Genomic DNA, 16618 nt, shown 5'->3' with positions numbered 1-16618 from the left:
TGCGGCGACCAAACCAAGGTGATCGAGGTTACGGATCGAGATAGCGGGTGCGGCCATGATGATCTACCTGCAAAAGAGAGTAATAGATCAGAACGGCCGATCGCCGTCAAGCACTGAAAATAGCAAAATCAGGTGCGGAATGACGGCACCAAAGCTGACTGCCAGCTTGCCTGAGATGGAAATGATAACGGCCGCAAGGCGGCCGTTATGCAACAACGCAGCTCTGTCATGCCATCAGGATGAGGGCTTGCGCTCCAGGGTGGTGGCGACCGACCTGGCCGCCGATCCGGTGAGCAAGGGCTCACCCGGGTAGAGCTGCAGGGCCCGGGAGCGCAGGCTCTCGGCCTCCGCCGTCCGCCCCAGGGCATTGAGGGCGATCACCATGTTGGCGTAGATATTGGCCCTCGGGGTATGGCGCACGAAGGCCTGCCCCCAGTCGAGGTAGGCTTCAAGCTCCGCCTGGTTGTTGGCCTGCAGACCGACCATGAGGCGCACCGCGTTCACGTCGAACTCCACCCGGGTCAGCCAGGCCATGGGGTTGACGATGTCGAGCAGGAGTGCAGGCTGCTTGTAACCGCCCCGCTCATACTTGGTCACCACCCAGGCGGTATGCAGGGCGGTCAGCATGAAGGGGATGACGATCAGGGGAATGGCGATGGCCATGAAGCGCAGCAGCAACCAGGGGCGGCACAGATGGTCGCGCCAGTTGCCGTGGTCTTGCTCCTCCACCTCCGCATCCATCGCATACAGGAGCAGCAGCAGCGCCCACCACAGGGCGATGGCGTGGTAGAAGGGGTACTCGGTCTGGGTGTGCAGCAAGATGGGGGTCACCAGTGCAAGCAAGGCGGCGCCCTTGACCCAGCCCACCCGGCTCAGACGCCACAGCAGGGCACCGCCCATCAGCACCATGCCCAGCATGGGGGCCAGGCCCCCTTCCACCGCCCAGTAGAGAAACTCGTTGTGGGGGTGATCCAGGTTGTACTCGATCTGTACCATGGCCGGATTCAGCGCCTTGTCGGCCATGTAGTGATGGAGAAACACCGACTCGAAGCTGCCATAGCCCCAACCGGTCCAGGGCATCTGGGCAATCAGCTTGGCGGCGTAGGGCCAGTAGATCGAGCGCATGCCGCCGGACTGGTAGATCTCCAGCCCTCGTCTGGCACCGGCCATCAGGTATTGCGAGGCCAGCCCGAGCAGAATGCCCAGGGCCACCAGCGCGAGCATCCGGCCCAGCCGCCGCTCACGCCCCAGCTGGGCAGACAGCAGCAAGAGAGCCATCACGCAGCCCAGTTGCCCGACCCGCGATTGCAGGACCACCAGCAGCAGAGAAGTGGCCAGGATCACCCCATATCGCAGCCCCTTGAGCCAGGGGTTGGCATCACCGCGCAGCTCCAGCCAGATGGCCAGTGACAGGCCGGTCGCCATGAAGCTCGCCATCACGTTGGGTTGCTGGAAGATGCCATAGGGGCGGTTGGTCTGGGTGTCGTACCCAATCCAGTTGCCCGGCACCAGCAGGTAATACTGCACCAGGCCAAGCAGCGCCTCAATGGCGACGGCCCCCAGCAGCATATAGAGCAGCCGGTCTCGCGCCTCGCGGCCGAATCGCCACTGATAGAGGCTTGCCAGAAACAGCAGGCCGGCAAACAGCCCCAGCAGCCGGGGAATGGCATAGTCCTTGAGCTCGAATCCCGGATAGGCCATGGGCAGCAACAACAAGATCCCCCCCAGCCACTGGGCCGTCAGCAGCGGCGAGACCACCAGTCGCTGGCTGAGGGTCACATACCACAGCCCCAGCGCCATCACCAGGCTGGCGAAGATCCAGCCCCAGGCATTGAACGGCAGATAGAGCCCTGCCCCGCCCGGGTTGTGCATGAAAAAATGCATGCCAAGCAACCAGTACAAGACTGATGTTCCCCAAAAAACCTTTTGAACCAAACTGCACTCTCTTCCCATTTATGCCTCATCATGCATAAAAAAAGCCGTGACAGCGAAAACACTATCACGGCTCATTAGACTAACGAATCAATACCGAGAAGAGCCTTACAGCGGCAGGCGTTCGGTCATGTCATACAAGGTATGGCTACGGCTGAGCATCTGCCCCCCATCTCTTGTCAGAGGAACCCATCCAATTGTTCCCTTGGATGTTGTGGGACGAATCAACATCAAGTCAAAGGGAATCGTGATGTAGATACCTTTGGTAAAACTGCCTTCCCCATACTCTTCGGCCGACACATCCGTCAAGGTTGCGTATGCTCCCATCACAATCCCGGAGTCAAAGCGCTTGGAGAAATCAAACGTGGCCCCCAGGTCACCAGCCAGATAACGCCCGACAGCTACCTTGGCAGTGACATTGTCCATGAAAGGCAACTGCCAATAGCCAGTCAAGTGACCCGTAGCAACGTCGTAATCAGCCATCTTCAGGGTGTTGTTCCAATCACGCTGCTTGACCCAGTTGGTATCCAGACCCAGAGCCCATGACTGACCGAAAGGACGATAAAGCACCTCTCCCCCGACACCGGCGTACATCATTTCCAGATAGCCGCCGTATGCCTGGCCGTACCACTCCTGACCAAGTTGCTCCATATGTGTTAACTGGAGGTTGTTCAGCAGAATATTGGAAGAGTCGACATACTCTCTCACCCAAGTGCGTACTCTCGGTAACGCATCCGTGTCGGCAGGTGGTGTTTTGTAATTAAATTTGTCGTAATTGTTCGCAATATTGAAGAACAACGTACCCTGTAACCAATCCTTATCGGAAAGACGCAGTTCACTGTTGGCATTAATGCCTATCTGATACATATAAAATGATTCAGGACCACCAAAAGATTGCGTCAGGGCCGGGTCAAATGAATAAGAGAACCACTCTGGTTCAGATTGGTAACGGAGCGTTCCCTGAACAGGAGCAGGTACTTTTTGATGCTCTTCTACCACTGCCTCCTGCCCAAGAACCTGGGGCTGGTTCGCCTTTCGCACAGAGTCGAGATCAATCACCGTCTCTTGCAACTGGAAATCTCGCTGGCGCTCAATGACTCTCAACTCTTCGACAGTGTCAGGCAGATGATTAATCGCAACCAGAGCAGTACGATCGATCGCTTCTTGCTGGTCCCTATATTTGTGCTGTTGACCCAGCAAGGTTACAGTGGACTGGTCACTATAAAGTGATGCTGTATTCCAACCAGCATTGCTTTCAAACTGTCCTGCCATGACAGGCCAATCAACGTGTGACGAGTCTATCGGGGCCTTTTCAGCGATATACACAGGGCGAGGCTCATCTAAATGATTCTGACGTAAATCATTAAAGTTGGTCCGAAGAGTAACACCCCACATCAGAGTATTTCCCCTCTGATAACTAAGATGAGTGTCCATGTAATCAAACAGACGATAAACAGCACCTATATTGATAGGAGATGAATGATCAATTTTCCCGGCAAATTCATTGCTATAATCATTGCCATCATATTCCAGCTTCAGGCGAAGTGGCTGCCAAGGTGTCTGATATTCAACACCCCCAAACAAGGCAGCATTACCGTGGAACATATTTTTTGTTTCAAATTTGCCACCACCGCTGGAATAACCATTATCTCGTGAACACCAATCATTTTTCCACTCGCAAAAAGGATTGGTAATGTTCCCGCTCTCCCCCATATTTCCCCAGCCCATACCAAGGGTGAAATCAAACGGGCCAACACGCTTGCTGCCGACAATGTACTCACTGTCAAACAGCCCCGTCCCCATCAGGTCACGAAAACCCAGAGAGAGATTCGGGATCCAGGTAGACTCTTCCAGCAACCTGACTTTGACATCCATGCCCTTGTCTTTGTAAGTCTGGTCACCACTGAATCCGGAGTTTGCACTATAAAGGCGAGTTCTTACGTCGGTATAACGCAAAGTGGCTTCAAGCCAGTCGAACGGCTGCACTGACATAGACCAGCGACGGTACTGATCATCATCAACATAATTGGCACTGAATTCACCCGTCTTGGCCATTCTGGCGGTTGGCATTTGCAGCAAGCCAACGCCGCCGAAGTCACTTTGTGATGGACCCAACGGCTCAAAAATGTCGGCATCAGCGTGTGTTGCAAAGGATACCAGCAGGGCAATCAGTGAGAGTCTTGGATAGGTCATTTGGGCATCCGATTCGCTAACAACGTCAACATGCGTGTATTCAAGTCTGTATATTGCTCAGGCAGCACACTCGGAGCAAAACCGACAAACAGAGTGGCACCTGGCATGGCTTCGACATGGCGTTCATTCCAGATGGCAACGGGGATCCACTCAGATTTGCCACTGGGGGAAATCAGATACGCGCCGGTGTCATCACTTCCGGACAAGCGATCCAGCTTTTTCCAGTACTCTCTCAGCCCTGCCGCAGGCAAAACCGGGGCCTCACCAGGGTGAGCAATCAAGCCAGCCAGATAGATTTGCGAACGGCGAGGGGCAAGATACAGCTGATAATCCCCCTGCAATACGGGGTTGGCACCTGAGGGCGCCAGGCTGATATCCGGATCCACAGGCAATTCGAAACGCCCTGTCAAATGCAACTGCTGTAACTGTTGATTCAACTGTAAAGCGGCATGGGCGAGCTCAGCTTCATCATGCTGCTGCCAGTACGTTGCCAGCAATCTGAGATCCTTCAGCACGGCTTGCTGTTGATACTCAATGTCTTTTTGGCGCGCAGGAGTAGAAATATGAGCGACAGGCCAATAATTATCGTACTGAGAGACTGCCGAGTTTAACAACGCGTCACTCAACAGCATGGACTGGGGATGAGTCATTGTTGCTGTCGGTTGACCTTGCCACCAAACAGATACGGACACATCTGCCATAACGGGGGCAGCCCCCAAGGTTGCGAGCAATAAGCTATATATTATTTTCATGATGAATAGGGCTTAAGGAATGTCATTTCGATCATTGGCAAGGAAGGGCCTAATTGCTGCTGGAATTTACGAACTTGACCTGTCTGCTCATCGATCCAGAAATGATTCAGCCATCGCTCTTCATTCGGGGCGGTAACGACATGCTCTTCTACAATCGTCGTTTTATAGGGGCGGTCCATAATATTCAGAACCTCATTCCCCATCTGCGTGTAATGCATACTCAAGGGATAGCCACTGGTGTATTTTTTCGACCACTCAGCGACGCTATACCACACCATCGAGGGTGTCTTGTCTAACCGTAAAGTCTTCAGCGGATCCTTATCCAGACTCCCCAGATAGCGCAAATCATTTGGCAAACCCACTGTTTTAATCAAGCGCCCATGCTGGGTCACAAACATCACACCATCGGCGCTCATCCATGACATGCGCGGACCATTGACATATGCCAGTACAACCAACGCCTGGGGGAGATCGCCCACCTTGATATAGGCACTCGCATAGGGTAGCGCTCTCAGCTCGGATGAGGTCAGTACAATATCATCAGGCTTGTTGAACACATAACCCAGAGTCTCGATCGTCTGATGGGTTGAGTTGCTGCAGCCAGCCAATAAGAACGTGGCTGACCATACCAATAATCGGGAGGGGAAATAAGATAAATACTGTGCCACGCGCAATACACCATCCATGAGGGATAAGAAGAAAAACAAGGCTGCTCAAACAGAGCAGCCTTGTTGAATATTATCGGGTTGAGGTGGTGGTATTGGTATTGTTGTTACGGTTGTTGGATTCAGATACCGCAATCACAGTAACCAGTGCAGCAGCAGCCCCAATTGCAATGGTAGTACCAGCCACACCCGCAGCAGCACTGCTCGCCCCCGCACCTGCAGCACCGCCAGTTTCTTCGGCAGCCATGGCATTAGCAGAAACAGCCAGCAGGGCGGCCAAAACAAACGCAGTCTTCTTCATGTTATCTTCCTTTTTGTTGACACAGCTAAAACATAATACTGAGAAGGTTAACGCTCTCAGTCTTATCTAGGGGAAAGTGCGAACAAGTATCCCACGAACAAAAAATGAAAATTTTAGTCATTTAATATCAATGGGTTACCAGTAAATGCTCTCGTGCCATATGACTTATTCGCACCTTCCCTAGTATTACTCAAAGGAGGCATCAATTGAACCTTCAATTTTGCCTCCCTGAATATTACTAATCCCTTATCTATCATCTGCAGCCGGATCAGGCTTTGGTTTTATCACCATAACTATATTGATAATATCCGTAATTACCGTAATAACTGCTGGCTTTCTTTTCTACCGCGTTGAGCAGAACACCCTTGATGACCACACCATTTTGCTCGAAGCGACGAATCGCCACTTCCACCTCTTTCACAGCCGTCTTGGCAAAACGTGCCACCAACAAGGATGCCCCGACATGCTGACCGACGATGGCCGCATCGGTGACCGCCAGGATCGGCGGGGAGTCGACGATCACAAAGTCGTAATGTTCGGCGGCCCAATCCATCAGCGCTTTGAAGCGAGGATGCATCAGCAATTCTGAGGGGTTGGGCGGCACGGCGCCACGACAGACAAAATCGAGCCCGTCAAACCCAGTCTTGCTGATCACCTGCATCATCTCGCTTTGACCCGCCAGATAGGCGCTCAAGCCAGCCCCCATCTCTTGCCCCATGACTTTCTGCATATAGCCCTTGCGCAAGTCCGCATCGATGACCAGTACCTTCTTGCCCCCCATGGCCAAGGTGGCAGCAAAGTTGGTCGATACGAAGGTTTTACCGATGCCAGGGCCAGGACCCGAGATCATGACGATGTTGTTTTTGGCCTCCATCATGGCGAAATGCAGGCTGGTACGCAGACTGCGCAGCGACTCCATCGCCAGGTCGGCCGGATTACGGGCGGCCAGCAAGGCTTCATTGAGAGCCATCGCTTTTCGACCTTTCTTCTTCTGCTGCTCTATCTTGGCCTGATCTTCGGAATAGGGAATCGTGGCGTAGACGGACAGGCCCGTCTCTTCCAACTGTTCGGGGCTCTCGACACCCCGGTGGAATGCAGCGCGCACCAGGATAAGGCCCACTGACAACATGCCTCCAAGCAGCGTCGCCAGCACCACGATCAGCGGCTTCTTCGGCTTGACTGCCCGGGTTTCGACTGCGGCATCATCGATGATACGCACATTACCGATGGTCCCCGCCTTCATGATATTGAGCTCTTGCTGCTTGTTGAGCAGCTGGACGAAGATCTCCTGGCCCACTTGCACATCACGGGTCAGTCGCAAGATATCCTGCTGAGTTTTCGGCAGGCGCTTGATCGACTTGTTGATGTTGTTCTTGGTGTTGATCAGAGTCTGACGCTTCTCCATCAACGCGATATAGGCCGGATGCTGACGGGTATAGAGCTGTTGCAGCTCGGCTTCACGGAAGGTCAACTCATTGAGCTGTTTTTCAATCCCGACCATGGTATCCAGTGCGGCTTTCGCTTCGAGCGACAGATCAACCGACTCGTTCTGTTGACGATACGTATTGAGCAGTTCTTCCGAACGGTTCAAGTCATCTTTGACCTGGGGCAGATGGGTCTGCAGGAAATCCAGGCTCTTCTGGGCTTCTTCGGTCTTGCGCAGCACGTTCTGCTGGAGATAGTTCTGGCTGATGTTATCGAGCACAGCGCGAATGCGCACCTTGTCTTCCCCTTCCAGCGCCAGGGAGATGATCCCGGTATTCTTGCCCTTCTCGCTAACTTGGAGACCACTTTGTAATTCGGCAATCACATCAAGTACAGGCTTTTTGGCCAACGTGAAAACTTGCCCCTCATAAGCGGCCACATCAGACAAGAGCAGTGTTACATCTTCGTTCTGAAGCAATTTACCCACCTGACCTTCCAGCACCCGGCCTTTCACCTCCAAGGTAAAACGGTTTTCTCCGGTCAAGGTCAAAGTGAAGGAAGTACCAATCAGCTCGGATGCCACCTCAAAACGACTAATCGCCATCCTGGGATAGGGCTGGCCCATCAGGCGAGACACACCGCGGCCAACCAGCGGGAAGAAATCGGGGGTCACCACAGTATCAAGGTGGAGCTCTTGTACCGTGCGGCCAAGCACCATGCGCGAGGTCAAAAGTTCTATCTCAGCGGCGGCATCAGCCTGTTCGCCACCCAGCACATCGGCCATGTCACCCAGAAGAGCGGTGCCGCTGGTCTTTTTTTCCACTTGCAGCAGGGCGTTGGCCTTGAAGACTGGTGTCACCAGCAAGGCGTAAGCAACACCCATCATCATAAAGAAGCCGGTGATACTCACAATCCACCAACGGCCATCGATCAGGTAGCCCAGCAGGCGTCCCAGATCGATCTCATCGTTCTCCACCGCGGCATTGTTTTGCCGGGACGAAACAGAAGAAGTCGTCATTACACAGAGTCCATTTTTATTGTCAGATAAACCCGAACACAGACACAGGCTGTGGTTACAGTTTTTTCACCCAGCCATCAGCACCACGCACCAGCAACTGATAAACGTGCTCGTAGGCTTCCCGGCTGAGGCGATAGGGATCTGGCACCTCGCACTCCCCCAGCCAGTGGCCAAAGAGCATGGTCTTGCCGCGGGCGCCAGGATCAATAGCGGTCACGGCGGAAATATGCCCTTTCTCCATGACAAGGATGAGATCGGCCTCCTGGCACAACGCGCGGTTAAGCTGACGCGCAACATGCCCTTCCAGCGAGACCCCATGTTGCTGGGCTACGTCGCTAGCGACCTGATCGGCAGGCTTGTCAACCAGGGCGCTCACTCCGGCAGAACGGATATCACGGCCGGGCAAACGCTCCCGCAGCAGACGCTCACCCGTCGGGGAACGACATATATTGCCCACACACACGACGAGAATTTTCTCAAACATATTACTGTCACTCTTTCATCTTCAACACGATGCCAAGGGGCCCGAGTCAATATCTATTGAGCGTTACCAGTTGCGAACCCGCAACATACCTTCCGTCAACTCGTTAAAGCCATTGATGGAGGGAACCAGTTGACTCAACACGCGGTTCCAGCGCGTCACAGGTGCGGTTGTCACATACACAACGTCATAGGGTTGCAACGCAAACTCCGTCCCCATCACCAGCGCAGTGGCGTCACTCAAATCAAGTTGATAGATGGCGGCTTTCTGCTGTGACTTGCCTGCCGGGCGCAATACGAAAATCCCTGTGGCATTGGCAGCATTCTGGTTCAACCCCTCGGCACTGCTCAGGGCTTCCGTCAGGCTCATTCCCTCACGACCAATGGTCAAGGTTGAAGCCTTGTTGACTTCCCCCATGACAAACACTTTCTGGGCATCATTGCGCGGCACATAGAGCATGTCGCCATCGCGCATCAGCTGGTTGTGAGAGAGGTCGCCATACTGCAAGAGATCCTGCAGCGACAGCGGGTATTCCTTGCCTTGGCGAGTCAGGACCACATGATGCCAATCTGCCGTCGGGCTCAAGCCCCCGGCCAGATTGAAGGCATCGAGCAGCGTCATCGGCACATTGGTGATGGGCTGCGCTCCAGGTTTGGCTACTTCGCCGGAGATGTAGACCTTCTGGGAGCGGAAAGCGGCAATGCTGACATCGACCTGTGGGCTTTCAATAAACTGAGCCAACCGCTTGGCAATATCCACACGGATTTCAGATACCGTTTTTCCCACCACGGCGACCTTGCCGATATAGGGATAGAAGATGGAGCCATCCGCATGTACCCAGTTACCTGCCTCGCTCGCGCTGCGGTAGGAGCCGGCAGGAATGGTCAACTGCGGGTGATCCCACACCGTCACATTGAGGATGTCGCCAACCCCGATACGGTACTCATAACTGCTGATCTGGCGATTGAGCTCAGGGTTGGCCTTGCCCACCACAGGCGCCTTGCGCAACTCGCTGACCAGTGCTGGCGTCACCGGGTAGACATCGGCCAGTTGATCAACATCAACTGAACCTGTAGCCACCTCGGTTTTGCCACTGGTGGAAAGATTGGTACCCGGCACCACAGTACATGCACTGAGTAGAGCCACGGCCGACAACAGAGGGATGAGCTGAATCCTTTTCACTTCCACACCTTATTTAGCTTGCCATCAAAAACTGACTGGAAAAAATCACCGTATGATAGCGGATTTTATAAAAACTAGAGAGCTTTTTCTCTAAAATTAAACACTCTAAGTCGCATCAATTACATATATGCTAAGCTTCGATGCAAACAGCTAAGGAAAGTGCGAACAAGTATCCCACGAACAAAAAATGAAAATTTTAGTCATTTAATATCAATGGGTTACCAGTAAATGCTCTCGTGCCATATGACTTATTCGCACCTTCCCTAATCAGTTTGAAGAGTTAATAAAAGGGGCCTGACGATCCTTGTCAGACAGGACCAAGGGTATATTTTCCATAAGCGGCCACACTATAGCCAACTCGGGGTCAGCCCAATGGAGTGTACGTTCATATTCAGGACTGTAATAGTCGGTGCACTTATAAAGCACTGTCGCCATCTCGCTCAACACATAGAAACCGTGCGCAAAACCGGGGGGAATCCAGAGCGACATGGGCGTATCGGCATCGAGATGTTGCCCCACCCATTGCCCACAGGTAGGACTATTCCGACGCAAATCCACCGCCACGTCGAAGATGGTGCCAGAAATGACCTGCACCAGCTTGCCCTGTGGCCGTACGATCTGGTAGTGCAAACCACGCAGCGTACCTTGGCAGGAACGGCTCAAGTTATCTTGCACGAAATTCATCTCACCACAACGGGCGGTAAAATCCTGCTGACGAAACAGCTCCATAAAGCTGCCACGCTCATCGGTATACAGTCGATGCTTGATTAACATCACATCGGGAATCGCCAGGGGAAGAAAATCCATCGTAGTCACTCAGTGTATTGACCCACCCAGATGGCTTAGCCTGTAGGACAAACCTACCTATTGCAAAACCTGCAGATATCATTTTTCTTTCAGGAGCTGACGAAGCGTTTCCTCGACTCCTTCGCTCCAATGAGGTAACTCGAGGCCGAAGGTAGTACGAAGCTTGCTCGTGTCAAGACGGGAATTCAGTGGTCGCCTAGCTGCAGTAGGATAGACGCAACTCAGCACCGGCTTAGTCTCTCTAACTTTAAGCTCAAGCCCCAATCTCTGCGCCTCGGCAAAGATAAAGCTAGCGTAATCAAACCAACTTACCTGCCCGCAAGCCGTCACATGATAGAGCCCACATAACACAGGATTGGCCAGCGTCTGCTCAATTGCCCCCAGGGTCACCTTTGCCAGCAGGGCGGCCGAGGTGGGAGCCCCGATCTGATCGCAGACCACGGAGAGCGAGGCCCGCTCCTGCCCCAGACGCAGCATAGTTTTCAAAAAATTATGCCGATAGGGGCTGTGCAGCCAGCTAGTACGCAGAATCAGATGGCGACAACCACTCGCTAGGATGGCCTGCTCCCCCTGCCATTTGCTCAATCCATAAACATTAAGGGGAGCAGGTTTATCCTCTTCTCGCCAAGGACTGTCACCGTAACCATCGAAGACATAGTCTGTGGAAAAGTGCACCAATAGCGCTCCGACCCGCTTGGCGGCTTCAGACAATGCCACTACCGCCTGTGCATTCATTTTATAGGCCAACTCTGGTTCAGTTTCCGCTTGATCAACTAGGGTATATGCGGCAGCGTTGATGATCACCCGTGGCCGCAGTTGTTCCACCCAGTAGGCCAACTGCCCCGGTTGCAGAAGATCGACCTCCGTCCGCCCTGGTAGTGATAGTCCTTCCTTACCAAGCTCCTTACACAGTGCCAGACCAAGTTGGCCAGCCCCCCCCAACAATAAGATTGGTGATACTGACGGCAGTGACCCGGCGTCACTCATCGGCCATTTTCCTCTGGCCCAGAGATAAGAGACCCATATCAGTGCACAGGGTGATGAATCTCCGTATTCAAAAACTCGATATCGGTGGCGGAAGAGCTAATCAAGTCTGGCTTAAACTCACTCCGAGCCTTCCACACCAGGTCACAGATGCCATCGGTGGGTGTGAATGCGGCTGGTGCCTCCAGCAATAGGCTGCGAAGTTGCTCATGATCAAAGTGATGGCAAGCGGCATCAATTCTAAGAAGCAGGGCACGCAGTTCAGCCCAAGGCAGCAGTTGCTCATTTGCCTTCATGATCCTCGGATGATGAGTACCTAGCACATTGTCACCGATGAGCAACTCTTCAAAAAGCTTTTCGCCTGGCCGTAACCCCGTAATTTTTACTTCAATATCTCCATTCGGATTTTTTTCATTTTTAAGAATCAGGCCACTCAAGCGAATCATGCGATATGCCAATTCAATAATTTTCACCGGTTGCCCCATATCAAGCACAAAGACATCACCGCCACTCCCCATAGCCCCCGCCTGGATCACCAACTGGGAAGCTTCGGGGATGGTCATAAAATAACGGATGATATCGGGGTGAGTTACGGTGAGAGGACCACCGTCCTGGATCTGCTTGCGAAACAGGGGAACCACCGAACCAGAAGAGCCCAGCACATTGCCAAAGCGTACCATGCAAAAACGTGTCTGATTCTGAGCAGAGGCCAATGCCTGTAGTATAAGCTCAGCCAAACGCTTAGTCGCTCCCATGGTATTCGTTGGCCGCACAGCCTTGTCAGTTGAGATCAAGACGAAAGTCTCAACACCAGACTCAATTGCAGCCTGCGCACAATAGAGGGTACCGAATATATTATTTCTGACACCTTCCACAACATTATATTCAACTAAGGGAACATGTTTATAGGCTGCCGCGTGATAGACCGTCTGAACTCTTAAATTACTCATGATGGTAAATAAACGATTCTGACGCTGTACCGAACCCAGCAGAGGCACTATCTCAACATCAATACCCTCGTGCTCACAAAAGTCATTGAGTTCTTTGTCTATTGCATACAGCCCATATTCCGATAATTCAAAGAGGATCAATTTCTCAGGTTTACACCGGATAATCTGGCGGCATAACTCAGAACCTATTGAACCTCCAGCCCCAGTCACCATAACTCGTTTGCCAGTAATATTGGCGTTTAAAAGCTCTGGTATCGGAGCAACAGGATCTCTGCCTAGCAAGTCCTCAATAGAAACTTCCTTTAATTCATTGATTTGAGCTTTACCGCCAACCAAATCAGCCATACCCGGAATAGAGAGTACTTCACAGGGAAAAGGTTCTAACCGACGAAGTACATCCTGGCGTACCACACGTGATGCGCTGGGAATAGCGAGCAATATTTTTTTCACGCCAAACCGCATGATCAGCTCACCAATCTCATCGGGGGAATATACGTTGTTCCCCTGAATCAGGGCTTTCCTAAAATGAGGGGCATCATCAACAAAAGCAACCGGGAAAAACTCCTGCCCCTGGTTCAGGGCTAGCTGAAGCTGGCGCCCAGAAGAGCCGGCTCCATAAATAAGCACAGGAACTCGACTCCCCTTACCACGGTTTACTAGCATTCGAAAGAAAAGGCGCACTCCTCCAATTAGAAGAACTGCAAAGGCAAAATAAATCACTGAAACCGTTCTTGGTAAAAAAACCTCTAAAAAGAATGAAAATGTTACCAAACATAAGGTTGATAAAAATATGCCTAAAGAGACAGTCCAAAGCACTTTAAAACCAACATAGCGCAATACAGCACGATATAGTCCCAGCTTGGCAAAAATAAATACAGTAACAGGAATTAGTAATACCAACAGTTCCCAATGGTGGAGGCTTCGAATCGGTATCGCCATATCTAATCGAACCCAATACCCCCCCCAGAAGGCAACGGTTAGCAACATCGCATCGATCAGTACCGATACGCTCCGCTTTAAAGGGCGTGATAGCCCTAGAAAAAAAGTCAGCATGGGATCATATCCACCCTACAAAGGAGATGTTTTAAAAATGACTTATCGTATTACACGGTCTCCGGACCCTTTCCCGGTTACCGTTTGCAAAATATAGGTGAAATAATCTTTCAGGGTTAAGGATTCGATCATTTTTGCATCTGTCTCGGCGAGTAGCTTGGGTGTAGACATATCGATAGTATTGACCTGTGCCAATCCGGTAATACCCGGCCGCACTTTAAACACTCCATGCTTGTTACGCTCGACGATTAACTCCTCCTGATTAAACAAGCAAGGACGGGGCCCAACCAGACTCATTTCACCTTTTAGCACATTCCACAGTTGTGGGAGCTCATCTAATTTACTCTTTCTCAAAAAATTACCAAAAGGAGTAATTGATGACGCACTAGCCAAATGGCTGGCTACCGACTCAGTACCTACCCTCATGGTACGGAATTTAACCAATGTAAAAGCTTTTTTATGGCGCCCCACCCTGACCTGGCAAAAAATAGGAGAACCAGTATCAAACAAACCAATAATGGTTAAAATAGCCAACACAGGAAAACCGAACACTAAGCCACAAAAAGCGAAAATAATATCCAACAACCGAATTAACATAGAACCTCAATAGGAAAAACAATTAAACTCAACACTCAACACTATTAAAACACCGTCGAATCCCCTCTTCTACCGAAATCGGCGGCTTCCAACCAAGCGTATCTTTAGTATGACTAATATCAACCTGCAAGTTACTACACAATCTATCTACAACAGCAGCCTTTCCTACCAACTTAGCCATAAAAAATAAGAGGCGGGCAGGAAACGGAATTAGACAAGGTTTTTTACCAGCAGCTCGTGCCATAAGCGTTATTAGCTCAGTAGTGGACAAATCCTGATCATCACTAACCAGAAAAGTCTGATTTGCCGCTTTGGGGTGAACAACACAGGTCGCAATTAAGTCAACTAAATTATCAAGAGCAACCAAGCTACGTTTATTGTGAATTGCGCCAAGCGGTAACGGAAGATTTTTCTGTACGAGCACAGACAGTCTCCCAAAGTTCCCCGGAGCTCTAGGCCCATAGACAAGAGGTGGCCTAATAACTACCAGCTCACAATTATATTTTAATGACCAACTCCAAAGCTTTAACTCAGCATCGAGCTTAGACGCGGAATACAAATCATGCGGAGCGGTGATACTGGAAGCGGTAAATGGATGGTTATTTGATACACCGAGTACACCTATAGAACTAATAAATATAAACCTTTTTGCTCCAGCTTTAAGCGATTCGGTAGCAATTGATAAAGGTAAGTCGACGTTTGATAAGTAAAGATCATCTAGAGATTTAGAGTCCTTTTTTTCAATAACATGAGCTTTTGCTGCTAAATGTATTACTACATCAATTTTCAACTGTGAAATATCATCTAAAGATACCAAATCTTTATCCATATTAGACGCTAGAGTCCTTGAGAAAAGATAAGTTATAGCGCCTTTACTGCGTAAAAACTCCACAAGTTTTCGCCCAACAAAGCCATTGGCCCCGGTAATAAGAAGGCGCTTATTCTTAAAGTCCATAAATCACTCTATGCATTGCCGTAACACGGTGGACATCAAAGTTCTGTTCAGCAAACTTCCTGGCGGCTAAACCAAACTGCTGGGCTTTTTCTCTGTTATTGAGTAAATCTTCTATAGCGAATACTAAATCATCTACCGATTTTAACGGAACTAAAAGCCCTGTTACTCCTGGAATAACAGCGTCACGACAACCTGGTACATCAGTAGTTACAATTGGACGTCCAACAGCAGCAGCTTCGATTAAAGCTTTAGGAAAGCCCTCTCTATAGGAAGGCAGGACAACTAAAGAACATTTTTTTAAGACCATATTCATATCTGATCGATGCCCCAGAAATCTAATACCGCTGATCGCCTTTAAGTGGTCTATTGTCTCGTGACTCAACGACGTTGGGTTCCCAAAGTCTGGCTCACCAGCCAACCAAAACTCAACATCATCGCGCTTTGAAAGTATTATTTTTGCCGCCTCTACGAATTCCATTACACCTTTTTCAGCTATAAGCCTTGCTGGAAGTAGAACTGTTTGCAATGACTCTTGTGGTAAAGGGGCAAGAGAATAAAGATTAAGATCAACCCCTGAGCCACGGATAAGGTGTGTCCGTTGCTTCTCTATAACGGAGTTACTTACAAAAAAAGTTAGGTCTTCGTTATTTTGAAATATGGCTTCGACGTTTCGTTTATAGAAACCAAACCTAAGCAAGCTTACAATAATAAACCGAAGGACCTTATTCTTGTTAGAGTTTGTCGTAAAAACAGAACCTAAACCAGCTACAGAAATTATTACTTTGGGTATTTTAATTAATCTAGTAATAAAAGCACCATAAAAAACAGGTTTAATTGTTATACAATGTAGTAAATCTGGAGAAAGATCTTTGACTAAAAAATAGCACTTAAGTATTGAGACGAGCTCAGAAATTGGATTAGCTCCACCACGCTCAATATTTAGTGGATGAAATTCTACGCCTAAGTTTGCAAGACCGTTAGAAGATGCGTGTGGAACTGATATAACATGGACTTGGTAATCCGATTTTTTCAGTTCAAGAACCAAGCCAAGCCGATGAGAGAGAAGATAATCCGGCCTATTGACGATAAAAACGGCTTTCTTCACATGTTTAACTTCAGCTGTACTGTTAACCAACTAAGTACTCCCAAAATCTTAAAAAAAATGTCAGACACCTAAGGAAGGTGCGAATAAGCGGGGAAATTCTTCTCGGCTGACTCAGTCATTTCATTTCTTCATGTTTGAGCCGATTTTTTCTCCCGTAAATGCCTTGAATCAGCCTATTTAGACCGTTTCTTCGCCATTTAAGGCGTTATCCCCAGTTT

14 protein-coding genes are annotated in these 16618 nt (G+C 50.3%); all 14 read right to left on the bottom strand.

Translation table 11 applies throughout. From position 1 onward, the window contains the following. Nucleotides 1-234 precede the first annotated feature (234 nt). The 14 genes from J9892_RS19350 to J9892_RS19285 all read right to left on the bottom strand — a co-directional run bounded on the left by J9892_RS19350 (nucleotide 235) and on the right by J9892_RS19285 (nucleotide 16430). Nucleotides 235-1884 carry a Wzy polymerase domain-containing protein gene (locus tag J9892_RS19350; RefSeq protein ID WP_246876719.1) on the bottom strand — a complete coding sequence of 550 codons (1650 nt, stop codon included), beginning with the start codon at nucleotides 1882-1884 and terminating at the stop codon, nucleotides 235-237. A 156-nt stretch (nucleotides 1885-2040) separates the two neighbouring features. Continuing rightward, the gene (locus J9892_RS19345; RefSeq protein WP_180911066.1) at nucleotides 2041-4125 is read right to left on the bottom strand and encodes a YjbH domain-containing protein; all 2085 of its coding nucleotides are present in this window, start codon (nucleotides 4123-4125) and stop codon (nucleotides 2041-2043) included. Next, nucleotides 4122-4826: a capsule biosynthesis GfcC family protein gene (locus tag J9892_RS19340; protein WP_210538742.1), complete on the bottom strand. Its 705-nt coding sequence runs from the start codon at nucleotides 4824-4826 to the stop codon at nucleotides 4122-4124. The genes J9892_RS19345 and J9892_RS19340 overlap by 4 nt, the downstream gene beginning before the upstream one ends. A gap of 47 nt (nucleotides 4827-4873) precedes the next feature. Then, nucleotides 4874-5545, bottom strand: coding sequence for a YjbF family lipoprotein (locus J9892_RS19335; protein WP_210538741.1), 672 nt, complete (start codon nucleotides 5543-5545; stop codon nucleotides 4874-4876). A gap of 70 nt (nucleotides 5546-5615) precedes the next feature. Continuing rightward, nucleotides 5616-5843 (bottom strand): hypothetical protein, encoded by a 228-nt coding sequence (locus tag J9892_RS19330; protein ID WP_210538740.1) that lies wholly within the window; start codon nucleotides 5841-5843, stop codon nucleotides 5616-5618. A 268-nt stretch (nucleotides 5844-6111) separates the two neighbouring features. Further along, the gene (locus tag J9892_RS19325) at nucleotides 6112-8286 is read right to left on the bottom strand and encodes a polysaccharide biosynthesis tyrosine autokinase (protein WP_210538739.1); all 2175 of its coding nucleotides are present in this window, start codon (nucleotides 8284-8286) and stop codon (nucleotides 6112-6114) included. Between the two features lie 55 nt (nucleotides 8287-8341). After that, nucleotides 8342-8770 carry a protein tyrosine phosphatase gene (locus J9892_RS19320; RefSeq protein WP_109111971.1) on the bottom strand — a complete coding sequence of 143 codons (429 nt, stop codon included), beginning with the start codon at nucleotides 8768-8770 and terminating at the stop codon, nucleotides 8342-8344. Nucleotides 8771-8833: 63 nt separating this feature from the next. Next, nucleotides 8834-9949, bottom strand: a complete 1116-nt coding sequence (locus J9892_RS19315; RefSeq protein ID WP_324034145.1) for a polysaccharide export protein — start codon at nucleotides 9947-9949, stop codon at nucleotides 8834-8836. 267 nt (nucleotides 9950-10216) lie between these two features. Continuing rightward, nucleotides 10217-10756, bottom strand: coding sequence for a dTDP-4-dehydrorhamnose 3,5-epimerase (gene rfbC / locus J9892_RS19310; RefSeq protein ID WP_210538737.1), 540 nt, complete (start codon nucleotides 10754-10756; stop codon nucleotides 10217-10219). A gap of 78 nt (nucleotides 10757-10834) precedes the next feature. Continuing rightward, nucleotides 10835-11743 (bottom strand): dTDP-4-dehydrorhamnose reductase, encoded by a 909-nt coding sequence (gene rfbD / locus J9892_RS19305; RefSeq protein WP_210538736.1) that lies wholly within the window; start codon nucleotides 11741-11743, stop codon nucleotides 10835-10837. A 38-nt stretch (nucleotides 11744-11781) separates the two neighbouring features. Then, nucleotides 11782-13743, bottom strand: coding sequence for a nucleoside-diphosphate sugar epimerase/dehydratase (locus J9892_RS19300; protein ID WP_210538735.1), 1962 nt, complete (start codon nucleotides 13741-13743; stop codon nucleotides 11782-11784). A 42-nt stretch (nucleotides 13744-13785) separates the two neighbouring features. Next, nucleotides 13786-14340 carry a sugar transferase gene (locus J9892_RS19295; RefSeq protein ID WP_210538734.1) on the bottom strand — a complete coding sequence of 185 codons (555 nt, stop codon included), beginning with the start codon at nucleotides 14338-14340 and terminating at the stop codon, nucleotides 13786-13788. A gap of 28 nt (nucleotides 14341-14368) precedes the next feature. Then, the gene (locus J9892_RS19290; protein WP_210538733.1) at nucleotides 14369-15295 is read right to left on the bottom strand and encodes an NAD-dependent epimerase/dehydratase family protein; all 927 of its coding nucleotides are present in this window, start codon (nucleotides 15293-15295) and stop codon (nucleotides 14369-14371) included. Continuing rightward, nucleotides 15285-16430, bottom strand: coding sequence for a glycosyltransferase family 4 protein (locus J9892_RS19285; protein ID WP_210538732.1), 1146 nt, complete (start codon nucleotides 16428-16430; stop codon nucleotides 15285-15287). Before J9892_RS19285 ends, J9892_RS19290 begins: the two co-directional genes overlap by 11 nt. Nucleotides 16431-16618 lie beyond the last annotated feature (188 nt).

This window comes from Aeromonas sp. Prich7-2 (genome assembly GCF_017939255.1).
In the GTDB taxonomy this organism is placed as follows: Bacteria; Pseudomonadota; Gammaproteobacteria; order Enterobacterales; family Aeromonadaceae; genus Aeromonas; species Aeromonas caviae.
The sequence above is the reverse complement of the archived record's forward strand: the minus strand, read 5'-3'. Positions and strand labels throughout refer to the sequence as shown.